22 protein-coding genes are annotated in these 21,562 nt (G+C 62.1%); 14 read left to right on the plus strand and 8 right to left on the minus strand.

All coding sequences use genetic code 11. The features are described 5' to 3' along the window. Nucleotides 1-164 precede the first annotated feature (164 nt). Both BJP62_RS17900 and BJP62_RS05255 read right to left on the minus strand, forming a co-directional pair. Entirely contained in the window at nt 165-1,922 is a 1,758-nt protein-coding gene (locus BJP62_RS17900) for a DUF6531 domain-containing protein (RefSeq protein ID WP_168163796.1), read from the minus strand. Between the two features lie 426 nt (nt 1,923-2,348). Then, nucleotides 2,349-2,573 (minus strand): RHS repeat domain-containing protein, encoded by a 225-nt coding sequence (locus BJP62_RS05255; protein WP_070527426.1) that lies wholly within the window; start codon nt 2,571-2,573, stop codon nt 2,349-2,351. Nucleotides 2,574-2,945: 372 nt separating this feature from the next. Between BJP62_RS05255 and BJP62_RS05260 the strand changes: the two genes are divergently transcribed. The 14 genes from BJP62_RS05260 to tssA all read left to right on the plus strand — a co-directional run bounded on the left by BJP62_RS05260 (nt 2,946) and on the right by tssA (nt 12,688). Then, the gene (locus BJP62_RS05260; RefSeq protein ID WP_070527429.1) at nt 2,946-3,779 is read left to right on the plus strand and encodes a hypothetical protein; all 834 of its coding nucleotides are present in this window, start codon (nt 2,946-2,948) and stop codon (nt 3,777-3,779) included. Nucleotides 3,780-3,845: 66 nt separating this feature from the next. Beyond that, nucleotides 3,846-4,052 (plus strand): hypothetical protein, encoded by a 207-nt coding sequence (locus BJP62_RS05265; RefSeq protein WP_070527432.1) that lies wholly within the window; start codon nt 3,846-3,848, stop codon nt 4,050-4,052. Then, on the plus strand, nt 4,049-4,297 hold the full coding sequence (locus BJP62_RS05270; protein WP_070527435.1) for an AlpA family transcriptional regulator: 249 nt from the start codon (nt 4,049-4,051) through the stop codon (nt 4,295-4,297). Before BJP62_RS05265 ends, BJP62_RS05270 begins: the two co-directional genes overlap by 4 nt. Then, nucleotides 4,284-4,496 carry a hypothetical protein gene (locus BJP62_RS18310; RefSeq protein ID WP_145927110.1) on the plus strand — a complete coding sequence of 71 codons (213 nt, stop codon included), beginning with the start codon at nt 4,284-4,286 and terminating at the stop codon, nt 4,494-4,496. The genes BJP62_RS05270 and BJP62_RS18310 overlap by 14 nt, the downstream gene beginning before the upstream one ends. A gap of 302 nt (nt 4,497-4,798) precedes the next feature. After that, complete coding sequence (locus BJP62_RS18635; protein ID WP_168163797.1) at nt 4,799-4,954, plus strand: hypothetical protein; 156 nt, start codon at nt 4,799-4,801, stop codon at nt 4,952-4,954. Further along, on the plus strand, nt 4,947-5,192 hold the full coding sequence (locus BJP62_RS05275; protein WP_070527438.1) for a hypothetical protein: 246 nt from the start codon (nt 4,947-4,949) through the stop codon (nt 5,190-5,192). The genes BJP62_RS18635 and BJP62_RS05275 overlap by 8 nt, the downstream gene beginning before the upstream one ends. Beyond that, nucleotides 5,185-5,412, plus strand: a complete 228-nt coding sequence (locus BJP62_RS05280) for a hypothetical protein (protein ID WP_070527441.1) — start codon at nt 5,185-5,187, stop codon at nt 5,410-5,412. The genes BJP62_RS05275 and BJP62_RS05280 overlap by 8 nt, the downstream gene beginning before the upstream one ends. Then, entirely contained in the window at nt 5,405-5,548 is a 144-nt protein-coding gene (locus BJP62_RS18640; protein WP_168163798.1) for a hypothetical protein, read from the plus strand. Before BJP62_RS05280 ends, BJP62_RS18640 begins: the two co-directional genes overlap by 8 nt. 19 nt (nt 5,549-5,567) lie before the next feature. Beyond that, entirely contained in the window at nt 5,568-6,620 is a 1,053-nt protein-coding gene (locus BJP62_RS05285) for a toprim domain-containing protein (RefSeq protein WP_083300717.1), read from the plus strand. Further along, entirely contained in the window at nt 6,617-8,494 is a 1,878-nt protein-coding gene (locus tag BJP62_RS05290; protein ID WP_083300718.1) for a DUF927 domain-containing protein, read from the plus strand. Before BJP62_RS05285 ends, BJP62_RS05290 begins: the two co-directional genes overlap by 4 nt. Beyond that, nucleotides 8,484-9,047 (plus strand): hypothetical protein, encoded by a 564-nt coding sequence (locus BJP62_RS05295; protein ID WP_145927111.1) that lies wholly within the window; start codon nt 8,484-8,486, stop codon nt 9,045-9,047. Before BJP62_RS05290 ends, BJP62_RS05295 begins: the two co-directional genes overlap by 11 nt. 836 nt (nt 9,048-9,883) lie before the next feature. Continuing rightward, the gene (locus tag BJP62_RS05300) at nt 9,884-11,320 is read left to right on the plus strand and encodes a hypothetical protein (protein WP_070527450.1); all 1,437 of its coding nucleotides are present in this window, start codon (nt 9,884-9,886) and stop codon (nt 11,318-11,320) included. Continuing rightward, on the plus strand, nt 11,317-11,580 hold the full coding sequence (locus tag BJP62_RS05305; RefSeq protein ID WP_070527453.1) for a PAAR domain-containing protein: 264 nt from the start codon (nt 11,317-11,319) through the stop codon (nt 11,578-11,580). The genes BJP62_RS05300 and BJP62_RS05305 overlap by 4 nt, the downstream gene beginning before the upstream one ends. Nucleotides 11,581-11,587: 7 nt before the next feature. Further along, entirely contained in the window at nt 11,588-12,688 is a 1,101-nt protein-coding gene (gene tssA, locus BJP62_RS05310; RefSeq protein WP_070527456.1) for a type VI secretion system protein TssA, read from the plus strand. A gap of 66 nt (nt 12,689-12,754) precedes the next feature. On the opposite strand, the gene tssH is transcribed toward tssA, so the two are convergent. From tssH to BJP62_RS17915, 6 genes are all read right to left on the minus strand, one after another. Then, on the minus strand, nt 12,755-15,388 hold the full coding sequence (tssH, locus tag BJP62_RS05315; protein ID WP_070527459.1) for a type VI secretion system ATPase TssH: 2,634 nt from the start codon (nt 15,386-15,388) through the stop codon (nt 12,755-12,757). A 40-nt stretch (nt 15,389-15,428) separates the two neighbouring features. After that, the gene (gene tssG, locus BJP62_RS05320; RefSeq protein ID WP_070527462.1) at nt 15,429-16,448 is read right to left on the minus strand and encodes a type VI secretion system baseplate subunit TssG; all 1,020 of its coding nucleotides are present in this window, start codon (nt 16,446-16,448) and stop codon (nt 15,429-15,431) included. Next, complete coding sequence (tssF, locus tag BJP62_RS05325) at nt 16,412-18,271, minus strand: type VI secretion system baseplate subunit TssF (protein WP_070527465.1); 1,860 nt, start codon at nt 18,269-18,271, stop codon at nt 16,412-16,414. Before tssF ends, tssG begins: the two co-directional genes overlap by 37 nt. Before the next feature lie 15 nt (nt 18,272-18,286). Continuing rightward, on the minus strand, nt 18,287-20,320 hold the full coding sequence (locus BJP62_RS17905; RefSeq protein WP_083300719.1) for a DUF2235 domain-containing protein: 2,034 nt from the start codon (nt 20,318-20,320) through the stop codon (nt 18,287-18,289). After that, complete coding sequence (locus BJP62_RS17910) at nt 20,311-20,877, minus strand: DUF3304 domain-containing protein (RefSeq protein WP_083300720.1); 567 nt, start codon at nt 20,875-20,877, stop codon at nt 20,311-20,313. The genes BJP62_RS17905 and BJP62_RS17910 overlap by 10 nt, the downstream gene beginning before the upstream one ends. 61 nt (nt 20,878-20,938) lie before the next feature. Continuing rightward, nucleotides 20,939-21,514, minus strand: a complete 576-nt coding sequence (locus BJP62_RS17915; protein WP_168163799.1) for a DUF3304 domain-containing protein — start codon at nt 21,512-21,514, stop codon at nt 20,939-20,941. Nucleotides 21,515-21,562 lie beyond the last annotated feature (48 nt).

Genomic DNA, 21,562 nt, shown 5'->3' on the forward strand with positions numbered 1-21,562 from the left:
CGTCACTTCAAAATGACGCGGCACTATTTCAGTTGTTGTGCGGGCTGCAACACATGGCGCGCACATGCCGCACAAACATAAAGCTAAAAAAAACAAGCAGATTCTTCATTTTTTTCGGGTCAACGAAATTGAGCAGGCTAGATCGAAACAGAGTCTGTAGAAATTTAGTGCAGCATCGTGGTCTGGTTCGGCGCGCTTTGCTGCGCCGCGACCTGCTGCAGGCTGGCCGCGAGCGTGCCGGCCGGGTCTTGGCGGTCTTCGCGCAGGCGGTTACCCATCGCATCCAGGGTGTAATCAATGCGGTTGCCACGGCTGTCGTCGATGCCGATCAGCCGGTGGGCTGGGTCGTAGCGATAGCTAACGGTGCGGTTGTCGGCGAAACGCACCTGGCTGAGCAGACCGGGCGGCAGGTAGCTGAAGCTGGTGGTCTCGCCGGCCGTGGTGCGGCTCAGCAGCCGCTGGCGCAGGTCGTAGCCGAAGGTGGTGGTCTGGCCGTTGGGCTCGACCATCTCCAGCACATTGCCCAGTGCGTCATAGCGCGGGAACCGGGTGATCTGGCCCAGCGGATTGGTCAGCGTGCTCAAGTTGCCCTGCGCGTCGTAGCTGTACTGGGTGACCTTGCCGGCCGGATCGGTGGCTGATGCCACCAGGCCGTAGTTGCCGTAGGTCCAGCTCGAGATCCGCGTCGCGCCATCGGCGGTGACCGACTTCTTCAGCACGTTGCCGCTGGCGTCGTACTCGAACGTCGTCACCCGACCCGGCTCGGTGACCTTGGTCGGCAGCCGGAAGCTGGCGTGCCATTCGGTGCTGACGGTGCGCGCCTGCGGCGTGCCGGCAGCTTCGGTGCGGCTTGTTTCGAGGTTGCGGGTCAGGTCGTAGACGTAGCTGGTGGTGTTGCCGTTGAAGTCAGTCTGACTGGTGATATTGGCATTTTGGTCATAGCTTCGCCGACTTTCACCGCCCGCACATTGATCACCGCAAGTTCGGATTGTTGTACTCCAGCGAGGAAGCCCCGCGACCGGAGTAAAGCGGTAGTTGATGCTCGCACCTCCGGCTTTTACCGTCGTCTGATTGGCTATCGAGTAATCAAACTGCGTGTATTCGACCCCATTTGCCCGCTGCGACGACGTCGCTCTGCCTTGCTGGTCGTACACCCAGCTGGAAGCAATCTGCCCTGCCTCATCCGTCACTTGCTTGAGCCGGAATGCGGATGCCTCGAATGCATAGGCATAGCGACGTGAACTCCCATCGCCATAGACAACCCGGCTCAGGAGATGGCGATCATCGTACTCGTATTGAACAAGTACCACGCCACCGATCGAAATTTTTGCGATGTTGAATGAGCTACCGGTGTAGGCCAGAGAAAGACGATTTCCCCACTGGTCCTCAATCGTCAAAAGCCGCCCAATCTCGTCATAAGACAGCGCATAGGATCGGCCGCTTGGGACGCGTATGGACACAAGTCGACCAAAACTGTTATAGCGCTCAATGGAACCGTCAGGCAGCTGGTATGCCCATGTGCGCACACCATCAACCACCTCACTGCTTAGGCTGCCCCCCACTTCTGCATCGCCGAGCCATTGGTTGTTCTGCCAGGTGAAGGTATAAATCTTGCCGTTTGCACGGATCAGGTTGATGGCCGCTGTCGATGCTGCGGTTCTGCCTGCTTCCAGCGGCCTAAACTCCAATTGCGCTGAATAGCTATGGCGCCACGCCCGACCCAGCCCCACCGAGCGGGCGTTATAGCTGGAGAAAAACCGTGAGAACTGCAGCTCCGATCTCTCGCCAACCGCTACGTCGCGCTCTGTTTCCAGAACCTCACCTGTTGCAGTGCTGACAGGATCACCACACTGCTCGCTGCCGCAATAACCGCCGATGGATTTTTCAGGGCCAGAGAATGGTCTGTCAAAGCACCACTCCATTGCACGATCAAAGATTTTATTAGAATTATTGCAGTAGCAAACCCCGGAGTCCTCGCTCCAATAGGGATGGGATGCACTAGACCCAGTCAATAACGATAAACTCACTGGTTTGATTTGGCACTGTCCGTAAATTCTCGTAAATTGCGATGACTCTTTAATTCCTCGGTAGTAACGCTGACAAAACCAAAGCCCCGGTTTTTGTTGCTCAACCTTCGAGCTATATTCGTTTTCATTCCAACCCCATACTTGGGAATAATTAGCGCATACAGCATCGGGAGAAGCGCCAACAGGCACCCAACCACCGTTTTCCCTATAGCCCAATGCAGTATATTGATATAAGCCTTCCAAACTACCAAAGGCCAAACTAGAAGCCAGCATAATTAAGAATGCACACCACTTCATGACTTTCTACCAACCCCTAAATTTCTATACTTTTAATCTACTGACGGTAAAATCGATGGTTTGCTGCGCCGCGACCTGCTGCGGGCTGGCCGCGAGCGTGTCGGCCGGATCCTGGCGGTCTTCGCGCAGGCGATTGCCCATCGCATCCAGGGTGTAATCGATGCGGTTCCCACGGCTGTCGTCGATGCCAATCAGCCGGTGCGCCGGATCGTAGCGGTAGCTGACGGTGCAGTTATCGGCGAAGTTCACCTGTCTCAGCAGGTCGGTCGAAAGGTAGCTGAGGCGGTGTTCTGGCTAAGTGCTAATTTTATAGGTCGAACATGAAGATTCAACCACGGCCACATAGAAAAACACAAGAGAAACGAAAGATTTTGTACGTTATTTGTAAGATATTGAATTCTTCAACAGTCGTGCTCAAGTTCGGCACCGGCCTCGTGGTCAACATGAACCGGCAGAGACGATCAGTTAGGCCGGAATTCGCATTTGCAAGGGATGGCAGCACCGACTAATCACCTTGGCCTGATCCGCCCTCCGTACCAGAATCCCTCCTGCCTACCCCGCTTGAACGGCCCCCTCGTCGTCCGGCCGAGCCTGTGCGTTCGGGGGATTTCCGGAGTCGCCATGCTGTCGACCTTTACACAGGCACTGAACAAGACGTTCGCTCGTCTCGAACCGGGGCCATTCAATCGCTGGATCGCAGAGGACTTTGCTTCCGGCTTGCCGCAGCTCGCCGCCAAACTGAAACGGGCGCTGGTCGAGTCGGTCGGCCTGCCGCTGGATCAGTACAAGCAGCCGCAGGATCCGGCGAAGTTCGAACCGGCCTGGGCTGCACGGCTGGCGCAACTGCAGGCTTATGCGACAACCATCGATACCGCTCTTACCGTCGCACAGGCCCGGTTGCAGGACTGGCTGGATGATGTTGATCCCGAGCACGATCTGCCTGCAGATCAGATTTGCCGGCTGGATGTGGACGAAACCGACTCGTTCAGCCGGGTGATCCAGCTTGATTACGTGCGGACGCACCTCCAGCCGGGCGGGGAGGCCTTGGCCGGTCTTTCGGATGGCGATTTCGATCTGATCATCCTGGCGTGTTCGTTGCACGATGCCGAACTGTGGCGCGATGTTGGCCAGACCGATCGGGCCATGGCATGCATGGCATTCGCTGCGCAGGTGGCGGCGCTCGGCGTCGCCGCCGTGATGGCAGAGGAAGCCCGACAGCAGGTCATCGAGCAGCGTCGCCAGCAGAATCGCAACAATGCCGCACGCAGTCACGGCAACAAGCGTGGCCGGCAGATCAACGTGGATCCGCAAGCGGTCATGGCTACCCGGGCGACGCTGATTGTCGGCGGCATGCCCGCCCGGAATACCGCTGCGGTGCTGGCGAAGCGGTTCGGGTGCTCGGCGTCCTACATCCGCTCGATCATCTCGGCCGCCCTGCAAACAAGCGCAAGCTAACCGTCGGTTTGCTTGCGTTCCGGTTTTTAAACTTGCGCCTGTCTTCAATCAAACAGGAGCAAGCCTGTGCAAAACAGCGCAACCACCGATTCCCTCCTCGACCCGACCGCGACCAGCGCACGCATCGGGGTCGCCGAAGCAACTCTCGCCACTTGGCGCTGCCGTGGCAACGGCCCGGTCTACCTCAAGCGTTGCGGCAGGGTGTTTTACCGCCTCAGTGATGTGGAGGCGTTCGTGGCCGCCCGGACCACCGAGCACGGGGGCAAGCAATGAAGACGCCCGTAGAAGTACCGGCCCTGCGTGCGTCACCCATTGATTTCCTGTTGCGGCTGCAGGCTCTACGTCAACAGGTCGGGCTGTCGCGCAGCTCGATCTACGCCGCGATCGCTGCCGGCACCTTCCCCAAACCGGTCCGGCTCGGTGGCAACAGCGTCGCCTGGCTGCAGAGCGAAGTGTCGGCATGGGTGGCCGAACGCATTGCGGAACGCGATCAGGAGGTAGCCCGTGAACGCGCATGAACTGAAGTCACGACTGTCGCCGGCAGCGTGTCCGGACATGGCCACCCTCGAAACACTGGTCCGGACGGAGTACGCCTTCCGCGCGGCCCGGCTGTTGACCAAGGGGGACGACATGCGGGCGATGTGGCTGGTGTCGCTCTGTTCGATTCTGCGTCCGGGCGAAGTGGCCGGAACGGCCTACCGCGAGGACCTGCGATGAACCCGGTTCGACGGATTGCCCATCGCACCACCCTTGCCGGCTGCCCGGTCCCGGCGCACAATGGCTGGGTCGTGTTCAATAGTGCGACCGGGCTTGGCGGCCCGAACACAAAGGCGGACAACCGCCGCTCCGGCGGTTTTTTTACGTCCGTCATTACCCTTGGTACGCCTTCAGTGGTGGGCCTTGGTAGGGGTGCGCGTGCGCACGCCGGTTCCTTTGTGCCGGTCCGCCAACCTTGCCATGCGCCCACCCCCTTCGCTTGGCGGCGAACGGTGGGCTTGAAGCTCACAAAGGAGGCCACCATGCCCCAGACCGCCCTGCGTGCGTTCACGACGCACGCCTTTACCGCCCTCACTGCTGTTCTTGTTTACGCCCGTTGCTCCGTGCTGGCTTTGCTAGCCGTTTCGGCCGGCCTGCTCTGCTACGGCATCGCCCATCGCGGAGGTGCCCATGACTGAACGGCACAACCCCTTATCGCTGACACAACTGCGTGCGTTCACCGATGTATCCGAGCTGGCGAGGGAGACGATGGATCAACTGGTGGGGTTATTGCTGGCCCTTGAAGCACTGCCCGATGAGGCTGGCCGGCACATGCGCAGCATTGCGCGTTCGGCACGCTGCGAGCTGCAGCTGATGCATGCCGAGGTCGACGGCTTGCTGGGTACGGTTGGTGTTGAGGGGATCCAGCATGCTTGAGACCCGCTCGTTCACCGCGCTGACGGAACTGACCGATCTGACCCTGGGCACGCTCGACGAGGCCATCGGGCTGTTACATGCGCTCGAAGCCATTCCCGATCACGCGGGCCGCCACATGCGCACGCTCGCCCGCATCGCCCGCTTCCAGTTGCAAGGGCTGCACAACGATGTGGATTGCCAGCGTGCGGCGCTCGCTGCGCAAGGGGGATCCCATGCGTAAGCCGACCCGCAACACCGTGCTGCTGAGCCGCGCGACCCGCGACCGGATTGCCGCGGCACTGGCCGGCCTGAAACAGGCCCGCCCGAGCCGGCCGCAACGCGCCGGTGCGCGTTCATCCCGCCCTTCCCGCTTCTAAGTTCTTCAGGATTCCCATCATGACAACGACCTCGATCGAGGCCGGCAGGCCCGGCTACGCCCCAAAAACCCGTTTGGACCTTCAACACCTCAAGACCCTGGCTCGGGATCGCTGGCCGGCACTGCTACAGGCGGCCGGGATCGATGCGGCCTTTTTGCGCAAGAAGCATGGGCCCTGCCCGGTTTGCGGCGGCAAGGACCGCTTCCGGTTTACCGACCGCGATGGCCGCGGCTGCTTCGTCTGCAACCACCATAGGCCCGATGGCGGTGACGGTTTCCAGCTGCTGGCCGACTGGTTGCGCTGCGACTTCCTCGGTGCAGCGCGCTGGGTGGCCGATTTCTTCGGCGGCCAATCGGTCGCCGTAGCGGTCGATCCGGCCGAGCTGGCGCGGCGTGCGGCGCGGGAACAGGCCGAACAGGAACGGCTGTGGGCCAAGGCCCGAGCCCGCAATGCCGCCTTGTGGCAGGAAGCGCTGCCGGTCGATGCCGATTCGCCGGCCGGTGTGTATCTGGCAGGACGAGGGCTGGTGCTTGACCAATACCCCAAGGCCCTGCGGTTTCACCCGGCCTTGCCGTACTGGCAGCCACAGGACGGCAAGCCGGTGCAGCTCGGACACTTCCCGGCGCTGCTCGCAGCGGTACAGGCCACCGACGGTACGCCGGTGGCTTTGCACAAGACCTACCTCGACGCCGACGGCCACAAGGCCGATGTGCCGAGCGTGAAGAAGTGGAGCAGTCCCTGCGGCCCCACCCGGGGTGCAGCGGTCAGGCTGTATCCGGCCGGGCCGCAGCTGGCGATCACCGAAGGGATCGAGACCGCGCTGGCCGTGCATTGCGCCAACGGTCTGCCGGTGTGGGCCGGGCTGTCGGCGTACGGCATGGCGCAGGCGCTGTTGCCGGCCGAAGCCGTCGAGGTGTTCGTCTTTGCCGACCATGACGACAACGGTACCGGTCAGCACGCGGCCGAAACGTTGGCAGAGCGATTGCTGGCCGAAGGCCGTACCGTACGGGTGCTGCTGCCCTCGTCACCCGGGCGGGACTGGCTGGATGTACTGGTCGGAGGTCGGGCATGAGTGACGATCTCGCACTATTGATGGATCCGGCGCTGGTTCTCCCGATGGGTGCTGCGGCAACTGATGCTGAAACCGCCGCATCGCCGACGAAGAAGGCTAGGGACAAACCCTCGGCCAAGACGGCGACCAAACCCGCCGCCGGCTTCGAGCGCTTCCGCAGCAAGACCGACGGCGTCTGGTACCGGCCGGACGAGGACACCGAACCGCGCAAGCTGTGCGGGCCGTTGCAGATCGTCGCGCAGGTGCGGCATCTGGACGGCAGTGGCTGGGCGGTGCTGGTGCAGCTGGCCGATCTGGACGGCACATCCAAGGCGCACCTGATCCCCCGAGCGAAGCTGTTGTCGGACCAGTCAACCAAGGTGCTGGAAGAACTGGCCGAGAAGGGACTGTGGTTCTCGTATGCGGCCGATCTGAAGAAACTGATGTTGCAGTACCTGCAGACCGGCATCGATGCGCCCCGGGCACGACTGGTGCCGCGCACCGGCTGGCAGGGTCCGGCCTTCGTGTTGCCGGAGCGGGTGATCGGTGACGGCGGCGAGCTGCTGGTCTATCACGGCGGCGCCTGTGCCGAGCTGGTCTCTGCCGGGACGCTGGAAGGTTGGCAGGACGGGGTTGGTCGTTTCGCGGTCGGCAATCCCTTACTGGCGTTGACGTTATCGGCTGCACTGGCCGGACCGTTGATGGCCTTCTTCGGCATGGACTCGGGCGGTTTCCATCTGGCCGGGCCGTCGAAGAACGGCAAGAGCGTGGCCTGCCGCGCGGCGGCGTCGGTGTTCGGTGCGCCACCGCGTTACGAGAAGTCGTGGCAGACCACGGCGTCGGGGGCCGAAGCGCAGCTCGAAGCCCACAACGATCTGCCGCTGATCCTCGACGAGATCGGCCGGGCCAAGGCGTCGGATGTGGCGGCGGTGGTGTACATGCTGAGCCAGGGTCAGGGCAAAAGCCGCAGTCGCGCCGATGGCGGTTTACGGGCGATGACACGCTGGCGCTGTTTCGTGCTCTCGAACGGTGAACACTCGGTCGCCGACTACCTGAAGATGCACGGGGTACCGGTGAATGCCGGCCAGTTGGCGCGCTTGCTGCACGTGAGTGCCGAACGCTCACACGGGGCCTTTGATGATCTGCACGGCTTTGCCGATCACCCGGCACTGTGCTCGGCGATCGCCAAGGCCGCCGACCAGCATCATGGCGTGGTCGGGCTGGCGTGGCTGGAACAACTGGCCGGTCTCGATCACGACCTGTTGCGGCAGCAGCTGGCCAAGGCCCAGAGTGCGTTTGCTGCTTCGTTCGTGCCTTCCGGAGCCTCGGGTCAGGCGAGGCATGCAGCGAACTACTTCGCCCTCGCCGCCTTTGCCGGTGAAACCGCGACGGCAGCCGGGCTGACCGGCTGGCCGGCGCAGACCGCGTGGCAAGCGGCCGGGCTGTTGTATACGGCTTGGCTAAAGCAGCGCGGTGGTGCCGGCAACGAGGAAGACCGGCAGATCCTGCGGCAGGTGCGGCTGTTCTTCGAACAGCACGGCGAAGCACGCTTCACCCGCTGGGACCGGGAGGACGCGGTCATCGACGAGCACGGTCCGAAGACACTGGCGCGTTGCGGCTTCCGCAAGACCGAACTGATCTGTGAATCCGGCAAGGCCAGTGGCAGCCAGCACAGCGAGACCACCTACTACGTGCTGCCCAATTCCTGGGCCAGCGAAGTGCTCAAGGGGCTGGATCTGAAACGCGCGAACCGGCTGTTGCTCGCACTGGGCGTGCTGTTGCCGGGCAACGGCAACAAGGCCTCGAAGACCGAACGACTGCCCGGCATGGGCTCGCCAAGGGTCTACGTCGTGCTGCCGACACTGTGGCAGACCGGGGGCGATGATGACATCTGAACAAGGTAGTTTCTTCAACTGGATCAAAGGGTTGGATTCGATTACACCCTTGCCCGGCCCTGGTGAAGGCGTGACACCTGTGACACGTGCCGACACCCCCGGTGTCACGACAAAAACCCTTATGAATCAACGTTGTGACACCTGTGACACGTGTGACACCACGAAATCGACGGAGTCGGGGGAAGGCCTGCTGAGGACAGGCTCGCAGAACACCCTTCGCGCCGCCGATTTGACGAAAGAGGACTGGGGTTTGTGGCGGGAGATCACCGGACAGGTCGCCGACCATTACGATGCCACCGACACCGAAACAGCGGGCCTGATGCAGCAACTGGCAGGACAGGATCCGGACTTCCTGACCCTGTTGCTGGACGAAGCCCGACGTCATGCCCTGCCGGTGACCGCGCGCTTCGAGTTCTGGCAACTGGCCTGCCCCGGCCACGCTCTCCTGCGCGTCGTCACGCCGACGCACAGCGGCTTCATCGCCCTCCCCGCCGACTGCCCCGGCGCCCTCCTCTACCATCAGGCCACCGCCACCCTGTCCCCGATGCCTTGAGGGACGTGGGTCCTTCCGGATGGGGTGGCCCTCACGGGTAACGTGGCCTCGCAGGTCTGCGGCCTTCCGGTTACTGGGCATTGCTTAACAGTTAACAGACTTAACAGCGCAACCCGATAGGCTCGGGCAATGGTCAGGCCGTTACCGAAGACAGGGGGGACGTCAAAAGGTTGGAGCGCCTCCCCCTAGACCGAGTAGTCAGTCGTCTCAGAAACAGAGCTGAAAAAACATAGGGGAGGGTCTGAACCGGGCCGGAGACCGAAAAAACGGCAGGTCGATGACGTTCGAGTTGGGCAATCCATCAATCGCGGCCTGTCGGTCCTGTCTGCTGCCGGCATGCGGTGGCTCAACCGGGGAATCGGGACACTGGCCTACGCGGTTTCACAATGCCCCACTTCCGGGCATCCAAGCCACCATTCAGACATCATATGAATATTGAATACGCCTTAGTCCCGTAGAGGTGTAACGGGTGTCACTGCCTCCACTGTCGATACCCCTGCGTGACCTCAAGCTGGAGGGATACCAAAATGATTTAGGGGTACATTTAGGGGTACAGAATCGCCAATCCATCGGAAAAGCATAGAATGAATGCCGCTTACACGGCAATTTTCGACTCCCGCCGGCCCACAAAATGAAGTGTCACGACGTGTCGTGACACACCAAAAACCCCCGTAAAGCCTAGCTTTCGGGGGTTTTTCTTTGCCCGCAACATGCGTTCACACGCCGCTACAGCCCCCGGAGCAATCCATTTCAGCTTCCTCTCCCTGAAATTCTTCACAATGGATTAGAATCGGCAGGAAATCATTAAGAAAGCACTTGGAATTGACAAGTAAGCCATGATCCTGAACCTTTCCATTCTGACCGGGCTCGCCGTGCTGTGGCTGGGCGTGCTCGGCTTTGTCATTCCGTTCAATGCCAGCGCCATCTCCGCTCCCCGGCTTTTCGGCCTGCTGGTGCTGCCGCCCATGCTGTTCGCGCTCGGCATTGCCCTGTGGCGCCGCTGGCGTGCGGCCAAGGAGCAGGCCGACCAGGAGGCCGAGGCAGCCGCGCAGGCGGCTGCGCAAACAGAGCGCGTCGCGCAGGCCCGCGCCAGCCACGACGCCGAGCTGTGCGAGCGCCAGCATGCGGTCGACTGTCGCGCGGTGTGGGTCGACGTCATTGCCGACCCGCTGCCGGCGTGGTGCGACGATGCACCGGCGCAAACCGCCTGGCTGGCGAGCGAGCCGGCTGACGGCGAGGAAGAACGTGCGCAGGCCCTGTCGACTGCGCTGGCGCAGGTATTCGAGGCCGCACTGGCCGAAGCGCCCGGTCTCGCCTACCTGCCACTGTACGTACTGGCCGGCCATGCACAGGACGGCCGGGCCATGCTAGAACAGACCAGAACCGCCTGGATCGAGGCCGCCGAAGCATCGGGGCTCGAGCTGCCGGTGCCGACGGGCAAGTTCCTGCCCGGCAACGGCAGCATCAACGACCGGGTCATCGCGCTGCTGCGCAACGATCCGACCCAGCCGGGACTACTGGTGCTCGGTTGCGATTCACCGCTGGCGGCGCAGCCCGAAGCCGACGAGTTCGACCCGGTCGATCCGCAGCAGGCGGAAAACCAGCGCTGGTCCGGCCAGCCCGGGCAGGCGGTGGTGCTGCAACTGTTCACCCGTCCCGGCTTGCAGGCTGCCGAGGCCGGCGAGACGAGCCAGGACCAGGCCGACCCGTACCAGCCCTACTGGGAGCGTACGCAGCAGCGCGACGGCGACGCCGGTGGCTGGGGCCGCGTTCCGGCGGAGTGGCAGGCCGGCCTGATGGCGCTGGCGCCGATCGCCCGTGTCCACCAGAGCCGCGAGCTTTATCAGGAAGACGGGCTCGCCAAGGGCAACAAGCTGAGCCAGCAGCTGCGCGGCACCGTCGAGGCAGCACTGATCAATGCCGCGCTGCGGCCGTTGCCGTTCGATCCGGCCGAAGCGGGCGACGATCAGAGCCATGAGCTCGCATGGCTGGTGCACAACTGCGGCGGCGTCGACGTCGGTGGCTCGCGTCTGGCCGCCGTCGCCACGGTGCTGAGTTACTTTCAGAGCGAACTCAATCCGATCAACGATGCAAGCAACGTCGTCACCGAGTTCGGCGACGTCGGCGGTGCCCGCGGTGCGTTGCTGAACGCCATCGCCATCACCCGGGCCGCGGCGCTGCAAAAGCCGGTGCTGATCGCCGAGTTCGGAGCCCATAACCAGATGATCGCGAGCGTGATCCGCCACGCCGCAACCGAGGAAGCAAGCGCATGAAGAAAGTCATCCGGCTTGGCGATCCGACCAGCCACGGCGGCGCGGTCGTCAGCGCGTCGCCCAATGCCAAGGCGATGGGCAAGGCAATCGCCCGGCTCGGCGATTCGGTCACCTGCCCCGAGAAAGGCCATGGCAGCGTCACCATCGTCGAGGGCGATCCCAACTGGCTGGTCGACGGCAAGCCGGTCGCGCTCGAAGGCCACAAGACCAGCTGTGGCGCCACGCTGATTTCCACCGTCCCCAACGTCGCCAAGGGCTGATAAACGCATGGACAACACCCAGAACGCGCGGCTCGAGCTGCTGCTCGCGCCGATTTCCAGCGATTTTCCCGGCGGCGAGGACCTCGGCTATTCGCCGCTGTTCGACGCGATCCGCGAAGCCCGTCGCGCCGACGATCCCAGCCTCGACCTCGGGGAATGGGAGTCGAGCCGCAAGAGCGCCGAATGGAGCAAGGTCCGCCAGTTGTGCGACGACGCGCTCGCCGGCAAGAGCAAGGACCTGCAGCTCGCGGTCTGGTACACCGAAGCGCTGACCAAGACCGAAGGTATCAAAGGCACCGCCTTCGGTCTCGACCTGATCGGCGGGCTGCTGTCGCGGTTCTGGGAAACGCTCTACCCGGAATTCGACCCGCACGATTCCGACGAACGGATCGGCAAGCTCGAATGGCTGAACACCCAGCTCGGCCTCGCGCTGCGCCAGGTGCCGCTGGTGTCGCCGCAACACGGTGGCTACGACTGGTATCGCTGGCAGGAGTCACGCGAGGTCGAAAACCTGGGCCTGCGCGATCAGGATGCCCGCGCCCGCGCCATCGCCGAGGGCAAGCTCGCCGGCGACGTGTTCGACAAGGCGGTCAACGCCAGCGGCGCGGCGTGGTTTGCGCAGCTGGCCGGCGAGATCGGAACCGCACAAGCCGCATATGCCGCGCTCGACAAACAGCTCGACGAGCGCTTCGGCTACAACGCGCCGAGCCTGGCCGAAGTGCGCGACGCGCTCGCCGCGATCGGCGACGTTGCACGCCGGCTGCTCGAACAGTGCGGCGGCACCGTCCCCGCGCCCGCCGCCACTGCGGCACCGGTTGAAATCGCCCCGTTCGTTCCGCCCGCTGCGAGTCCCACGATGAATGCTCCGATCGCCAGTACCGCCATCAGCAGCGGCCCGGTCACGACCCGCGCCGACGCCGTTCGCCAGTTGCGTGAAGTCGCCCGCTACTTCCGCACCCACGAGCCGCACAGCCCGGTGGCGCTGCTCGCCGAGCGCGCCGCCAAATGGGCGGAAATGCCGCTGGAAGAATGGCTGAAGACGGTGATCAAGGACGATTCGACGCTCGGCCAGCTGAAGGAATTGCTGGATATCCGCACAAACGACTGAATACCTCCTCTGCCCCAAAAACAAAACGGCCCGCTCGGGCCGTTTTGTTTTGCTGATGAACCGCGATCAGCTCAGTTTCACCTTGATCTCGTCGCCCTTCACGCTCACGGCGATCTTCTTCACCGGCTTGGCGGCGGCCAGACGGCCCAGCAGCTCGTTGGAGATCTTCGCCAGCACGGTCCGGGTCAGGATCGCATCGGCGTCGCGCGCGCCGCTGTCGACGTCGAAGCAGCGCGAGGTGATCAGTTCGACCAGCTCGGCCGGGAACTCGACCTTGGCATTGTGGTTGGCCTCGATCCGGCGGCGAATCTTGTCGAGCTTGAGCGCGACGATCCTCGTGAGCACCTCGTCGCTGACCGGGAAGTACGGCACGATGGTCAGGCGGCCGAGAAAGGCCGGCTTGAACACCTTCTGCAGGGTCGGCCGCAGCACTTCGACCAGATCGTCGGCCCCCGGATCTCGGGTCTCGTCGCCGATGGTCACGCCGCCCTCGACCGCGCGCATCACCAGATCGGTGCCGGCGTTCGACGTGAGCAGGATGATGGTGTTCTTGAAATCGACTTCGCGCCCTTCCGAATCCTCGAGCACGCCCTTGTCGAACACCTGGAAGAACAGTTCGAGTACGTCCGGGTGCGCCTTCTCGACCTCGTCGAGCAGCACCACCGAATACGGCTTGCGCCGCACCGCCTCGGTCAGCACCCCGCCCTCGCCGTAGCCGACATAACCCGGTGGCGAGCCCTTGAGGCCGGAAACGCTGTGCGCCTCCTGGTACTCGGACATATTGATCGTGATCAGGTTGCGCTCGCCGCCGTACAGCGCCTCGGCCAGCGCCAGCGCAGTTTCGGTCTTGCCGACGCCGGACGGGCCGACCAGCATGAATACGCCCTTCGGCTTGCCCGGATCGTCGAGGTTGGCCTTGGCGATCTGTACGCGCTCGGCGATCTGCTCGAGTGCATGATCCTGACCGATGACGCGCTCGGCCAGCAGGCCGGCGAGCTTCTGCACCTGCGCCAGCTCGTTGCTGACCATGCGGCCGAGCGGAATGCCGGTCCAGCCGCTGATCACGTCGGCGATCACGTTCTCGTCGACGCATTCGAACGCCAGCGGCAAGGCCTTGTGCAGTTCGCGCAGCTCATTGCGCTTGGCCTGCAAGGGGCTGACCTTCTTGCCCTTGGCCGGCTTGGCATCGGTCGTGGCGGCCTTGAGCGCATCAATCTCGGCCACCAGCTGCTGCTGCGCTTGCCATTTCTGCTGCAGCGTCTCGAGGTCCGCACTCAGCCCTTCACGCTGGGTCTTCAGTTCGGCGATCCGTTCGGCATGGCCTTCTTCGGCTTCGAGGGCGGCCAGTTCGCGATCGACATTCGCGATCAACGCTTCGACATCCTCGACCGGCCCCGGCCGTCCGGCACGCGACAGCGCGACGCGGGCGCAGGCGGTGTCGAGCACGCTGATCGCCTTGTCGGGCAGTTGCCGGCCGGCGATGTAGCGGCTCGACAGCATCACCGCCGCGGCGACGGCCTCGTTGAGGATCTGTACCTTGTGGTGGCCCGCCATCGCTTCGGCGATGCCGCGCACCATCTGCACCGCGATTTCCGGCGCCGGTTCGTCGACCTTGACGACCTGGAAGCGCCGCGCCAGCGCAGCATCCTTCTCGAAATACTTCTTGTACTCGGCCCACGTCGTCGCCGCGATCGTGCGCAGCTCGCCGCGCGCCAGCGCCGGCTTGAGCAGGTTGGCGGCATCGTTCTGTCCCGCCGCGCCGCCGGCGCCGATCATCGTGTGCGCCTCGTCGATGAACAGGATGATCGGTACCGGGCTGGCCTTGACCTCGTCGATCACCTGCCTCAGCCGGTTCTCGAACTCGCCCTTGACACTCGCGCCGGCCTGCAGCAGGCCGAGGTCGAGCGTACGCAGGGTGACGCCGGCCAGCGCCGGCGGCACCTCGCCGCGGACGATCTTCAGCGCCAGTCCTTCGACGACAGCGGTCTTGCCGACGCCGGGTTCGCCGGTCAGGATCGGATTGTTCTGCCGCCGGCGCATCAGGATGTCGGTCATCAGGCGGATTTCGGCATCGCGGCCGAGCACCGGGTCGATCTTGCCGGCACGCGCCTGCGCGGTCAGGTCGATCGTGTATTTGTCGAGCCCGGGCGAACCACGCTTGCCGGCGGCCGGCACGACGATCGGGTCGCTGGCCTCCGGCACCGAATCGCTGACCGCGTTGCCGCCCTCCTCGCCATGGCGGCGCAACGCCGCGTAACCCTGACGCAGCGCCTGACGATCCAGCTTCGCCAGCGGCGCGGCCGCGCCGTTGATCGACGCACGCAGCCCGTCGTCATCGAGCAGCGCCAGCAGCAGGTCAAGGCTGGAAATCTCCTGCTCGCCATGCTCGGCGCCGGCAATCAGCCACGCCTTTTCGAGCCAGCGCGGCAGCCAGCTCGACAGCACCGGATTGCGGGTATTGCCGCGCTTGAACTGCTCGAGCGTACCGTCGAGCTCGCGCTCGAACTGCGTCAGTGGCACGCCACCGGCGCGCAGTGCGGCGGTGAAGGCGTTGTCGGTCTGGTCGATCAGCGACAGCAGGACGTGCTCGATCTCGATCTCGAAATGCGTGCGGGTCACCGCGCGGTTGGCGGCATCTTCGACCGCGGCGCGCGCGGTCGGCGTCAGCTTGGCAACCAGGGCTTTCAGTGGCGTGGACATGGTGGTTTCTCTTGTGGATGTCGTTTTGGGTCGGTACGCGTCAGTGCAACAGGGTGTAGCTCATTTCATCGGGGTCGGACTTCGGCATCGCGGCGACCAGCCAGGCATTGCCGCCCAGCCGCAACGGCGCCGCCTCGTCAAGTACCGGCTTGGGCGTATCGCGCTTGTCGAGCACCAGCCGCACGTCGCAGGCCAGGCCGTGGCCGAGCGCGAACTGCAGCAGTTGCTGCAACGCATCGGCACCGGCACCGCCGGGCAGCAGCGCATCGAAGCGCGCGCGGCGCAGCGGTCCGAGCCTGAGTTCGACCTTGGTCTGGCGGTCCCAGATCCGGCTGCCCGCGAATGCCGACAGTCCAAGTTCGCAGCCACTCTGGCCCAGCTGTGACTGTTCGTCGCGCGGGACGGTCATCCACTGGCCGGCGAACTGGCCCAGCTCGGCGCGCACGTCGAAGAAACCCTCGATCAAGGTGACCAGCGCCTGGCTCGACAGCGGCTTCTGGCTCAGCAGGCCGGCGTAGTAGATGAACAACGTTTCGTCGAGCCCCTCGTCACCGCCGAGCCGGTCACGCAGCCGTGACAGCCCCAGCCCGGCCAGATCGAGCAGGTTGCGCGAGAAGCCTTCGGTTTCGCCGGCCTCGGCCGCCAGCCAGAAGCGGTACTTGCGCCAGGCGCCGTAGAACAGCGAAACCGCCCGGTGGCTGAACAGGTCGAAGAAGCCGTGCAGGGCGGTATCGCGATAGTGCTGGCGGCGCTCGATCAGGAGCTCGGTATAGCTGGTCGGCAGCACGCCGGACGGTCCGGTCAGCCCCATGAAGGCCACCCCCAGTTCATCCGGTGCGCCCGATTCGGCCTCGGCCGGCTGGTAGCGCGTCAGCTCGCTCGGCGGAAACGACAGTGTCGCCAGCGTGCGGAAACGCAGCTTCTCGGGCAGCGGACCGCGCCGCTTGCCGGGTGCGGCCAGCGACAAGAGCCGAACCGCCTGGAAAAATCCGTACTGCGTCGCGTCGGCGGCGATTTCGCCGCTCAGATCACGATGGCTTCGCCCGCGCGTGCCGGCCATGCCGCCACCTCCTCGTTCTGTTGCACCGTGCGCACGCGCAGACGGCTGAAACTGTTCGGCGCGCAGTACAGCGCAAAAAAGCGCTCGAGCACGCTGGCGAACAGGTAGACGCTGCCGCCGACGTAATAGTCCTCGTCCAGCGTCAGCGTCACCTCGGTGCCGCGCACGAAACCCGAGAAATCCCGTCCGGCAACGCGGGTCACCGCGGCCTGGCTGCCGATCGCCTGCAAGCCCTGGATCTGCCGGTTGGTGACCGGCGAATCGGTCAGGTTGTACAGCGCCAGCATCTCCTGCAGCGTGCTCTTGCCACCGTCGATGATCGACAGGTAGTTGAGCGACAGATGCGAAATCAACCGCCATTGCAGACCGCGCTTGAGCGGCGCGCGCAGACTCTGCGTCGGCTTGCGCAGCAGCTTCACGCGCTTGACGACCGAATGGCCGGGCAGCGAGAAATCGGTATGCGTGCCGGACTGGCTGCCGCCGAAGGGAATCTGCTCGGGCAGGTCGCGGTTGCTGCACAGCAGCTCGAGGCTCAGCACCTCGGCCGCCGGGCGCACCGGGTTGAACTCGAGGTCGACCAGATGCATTTCGAGGTCGGTGCCCTTGTCGCCCTGCCGCGGCGAGGCCTCGCGACTCGCGTGCCAGTAAAAGCGCGGCCCGCCCTTCTCGCCGCCGTGGCGGATCGCATAAAACGGCAGCACCTCCTCGCTGCGCTCGCTCGCACCGGTCTTCTCGACCCGGACGACGCGCGACACCTGGATCACCTCGTACGCCGCCTGCTTGCGGCTGTCGGCCAGCACCGGGTACGACGCCTTCTGGTGCGTGACGCGGATCGGCTCGCCCGGCTGGGTGAACAGGTTGACCACCGGCGTGCATCCGAGCTTGAAATGCACCGGTGCCAGATGGTTGAGCAGCCGCGCGTGGCGCTCGGTATCCGGGTACTGGCCGATCAGGCACTGGAGCACCAGCTTGCCGCCGACCAGCCGCGTGGCGACCTCGCCGAGGCCGGTGAAATCGACGAACAGGAATTTGTCCGGAAAGCTGAAGTACTCGGTCAGCAGCCGGTAGCCGACGAAGGAGCGCGCGTCATACTCGAGCACGCCCTCGTCGCGGCCGAAGCCGACCGGCTGAATCCGGCGGCCCGGCAGCTCGCGGGTTCTGGACGGATCGTCGCTGCCGTCGCCGACGCGAACGCGCAGGGCCTTCGACAGCAGCAACTCGTACAGCAGGTGCATCAGCGCCGGCTCGCCGTCGAGGAAGAAGCGCAGCGATTGCAGGTCGATCGCCGCGACGTCGAGGTCGCCGTGCGTCTGCAGCTCCAGCGTCAGCACCGCCGCCGCGTCGGGCGCCATCCGCCGCAGGTGCGCCGAACCGCTGGTCAGCTCGAGCCTAGCGCTGGTGAGCGACAGCGGATACAGATCGACCGGATAGCAGGAGCGGAACTTGCACACCACCCCGCCGATCGCCGGCGCATGCACCGGCTGCTGCCGCGCCACCGTATAGCGCTTGGCAATCTCGGGCCGCTGCGGATCGCACTCGAACTGCACGATCGTCGTCGCCGGAATCGGTCGCAGGTAATGCGGATACAGCACCTCGAGAAAGCTCGACGCGATCTCCGGGTATTCGTCATCAAGCTTGCGATGGATGCGCGCCGCCAGAAACGCGAACGATTCGACCAGCCGCTCGGTATGCGGGTCTTCGCACTGATCGCCTTCGAGCTGCAAACGACCGGCAATTTTCGGATAACGCTGGGCGAACTCGCCCGACAACTCGCGCAGATAGCCGAGTTCGCGTTCGTAATAGGGGAGCAGGGATTCGAGCATGATGATCGCTATTACTTAATGCTGTGAAGCAGGAACGTTTTCTTCCGGGAAGAGCGCGTCCCGTCCTTGATGAGTCGATGTTTTGACGGGCGCCTTACAAATTTCCTCTTTATTGCTATTTCCATCAGAAAAGAAAATGGTCCGATAGCGAAAATAACTGCCGCCGGGCTCGCGCTTTTTCAGTGCGGAATGCATAAACCACGCACGCGAATCGTGGACATGGTCGTCGTAAAGCGAAACCAAGGCGGAATCAGCCATGACTTGCTCATAGCAATTTCGTGCAGCGCCCCGAATCTGTTCACGCTCAGAACCACAATCCTCGCTGAATGGGCGACTGAATGCGAGGAAGAATGAGGCCAGATTTCCGGTGAAATTAGCGTTGTCTGAGTTTCCGCGATCGAGATAGTCGTCCGTGAAATCGGTTGCCGCTTCCGTGAGCTGCGTCTTGTCCAGGGTTGGCTCGAACATCTTGTCTGTATTGGGAGTATATGGTGCACTTTTTTCCCCTTTATTATCCGGGTTAACCAGTTCCTCGGCACTGACGCCCGATTTTTTTCTGCGTTGTCTTTCCCAGCATTTCTTTTTCTGTTTGGTCAGCCACTCCGGGTCATCGCTGGCATTGCGGTAATAGTTCGTTCCATTTTGTCCTGGTTCACCGCGCCCATCCAGACCACCTGCAAAGCGATTGATACGCCATGCGGTGATTTGGGCGGTTTGCTGCAAAAAAATATTCTCTATCGGAGCACTTCTTGCTGCATTTTTTTTCCATTCATTAAATTTACATCTAAGATTTGCATCAATATCAAATTCTTTGATGGCCTCATCCGTCATCCAACGCCACTCTTCAATTCCTGCCAATTTTTCTTCAGACGTTTCAGCAAACAATTTCTTGTTGTAGCACAGCGGTGCCCCCGCTTCGAAAGCCAGAGCATAGAGATGGTGTAATGGTAACTGCGAGAGCAACATACCCTGTCCACCCAAGGCTTTGCCCTGATCGCCGGGTGGGTAACCGCCACCGACATCGCTATGCACACCGGGATAAACCCACTCGCCAAGACTGCTCGGCGGATAGCTACCATCCTTGCGACGGATCGAATCGAGGGCAAAACACAGCCGCTGTTCATGCGCGCTGACCAAATGCGCACAACGTTTGAGCAAGGTCGTATCGTTCGGCAAGGCCATCGAACCATCAGCCCAGCCCATATGGCCTTCGGCGCCACCGAGCACTGGCGCAAATCCGACCGACGCCACGGTATCGAGCAGGCCGAGGAATTCGATGCTGATTGGCACGCCGTAAAACTCGCCGGGTTTGCTGCAGAGTTCCTGCAAACGCCCCACAAACGCCCTGGCCTCGGCCGCACCACGAGAAAAACCGTAAACAAAGAGTTTCAGCTTCAGAATCGTCGGCTTGTAACTAGGCAGCCTGCCCACGACGCTTTGCATCGCCTCATCCATTGCCTTTTTACGATCTTGTTTAAGCGCTTTTGCTACCCGCTCCCGATTCTTGTCGTCCTTGTAACGCACATACTCCATCGCCGATATCAGTTGACGTGCGTTTCCGACACTCATTGCATCCTGCTGGTCGCTCAATGCCAATCGCATCGCATCAACAATTCGTGTCAATCCCCATAGAATCCGTTTCTCGCCACCACTTGCGTACTTCAAACCATCGTCAGAAGGGCCATCCTCACCTATTTCCGGAAACGACGTTCCCACGCCATTGATGTAATAGCTGTAATAGCCACTTGCCTGTGCTTTTTCATCCCGAATGGTCGCATGAAATAGTCGTGCAATATTACTGGTACACACAGGATTCTGTGCCTTGTCAGACTGTTCGTGGTTATTGGTTCCATCGAAAAAAAGACTGATATTTAGCACTTGGGCACATGGTGCCGGTTCGCCACGAGAACGCTTGGCAATACAATCCTCTCCAACTTCGACCAATTGCAATCTGCGCTGATTCAGCACTCCCCCTAAATCTCTCGGCAAATAACCGTGTTCCGGAAACAATGGGGCAATATGTGCGGGAGCGCCAGAAATCATTGACATTGCTGCTTCGCTCCAAGTCGGCGTTGCATTTCCGGATAATATTTATCTCCTCCCGGAAGCCGGCCGAATACCCGCGCTCGCTCTTTCGGATCGATCACGATAGCCACCTGATCGCAAGGCAGAAAAACCAGTTTTAACGCCGATATTTCGTCATACCGTGGCACCGGTGTCGTTATCTCATGCTTGGTGTATTGTGATTCATGGACCTTCATCCAGTCTCGCCAGGCTTGTGACGTCGTTCCATCCTTGTTCCATGGTGGCGACTTTACCCCCCCTAAATTCACCCCGGGACTCGGATCCTTAACCCAGCTAATCGTCGCCATTGAACCCGGCTGCCAGTGCTCCGGCAGGCTGACGCAGCACATTTCTCCACCACCGGCTGTAATCCCCTGGCCGCCATATGACACACTGATAATAGCGGTATTTGCAACGGTATTGGAAACCGATGCGCCAGCGCCGACCATTTTCACGCCACCGGTACTTTGACAGGCCGAGATGCTGAGCGACAGCAATATAGGAAACAGATAATTTCGCAAAATATTCCTCAACCTACTCATCTCGACACTCGATTTTCCTGCCTCGGAAACGGTGCTGCAATATGCGTGGGCACCCTGGAAATTATTGACATTGCTGTTTTACCCCAAGCCGGCGCTGTATTTCCGGATAAAAAGCGTCCCCTCCCGGGAGATAGCCAAATATACGACCTGCCTCCTTCGAGTCAATGATGATTGCAACTTGATCACAAGGCAAAAAGACCAAATTCAGCTCAGAAATTTCATCATACTTCGGCACCGGAATCGTTACCTCGTGCTTGGTGTATTGTGATTCATGGACCTTCATCCAGTCTCGCCAGGCTTGTGACGTCGTTCCATCCTTGTTCCATGGTGGTGACTTTACCCCTCCTAAATTCACCCCGGGACTCGGATCCTTAACCCAGCGAATGGTTACCATCGACCCCGGTTGCCAGTCCTCAGGCAGGCTCACGCAGCATATTTCTCCACCACCACCCGAAAGCCACTGGCCGTCGTATGACACACTGACAATAACGGTATTTGCAACGGCATTGGAAACTGACGCGCCAGCACCGACCATTTTCACACCACTGGTGCTTTGGCAGGCCGACACCCCAAACAGGAACAACAATGGAAGCAAATAACACCACAATAAATTTTTAACAATGCCTTTCATTAACATCTCACAATCCATTTCTTAACTCTACCGATACAGCATCACCTATTCACT

Source organism: Jeongeupia sp. USM3 (assembly GCF_001808185.1).
GTDB lineage: Bacteria > Pseudomonadota > Gammaproteobacteria > Burkholderiales > Chitinibacteraceae > Jeongeupia.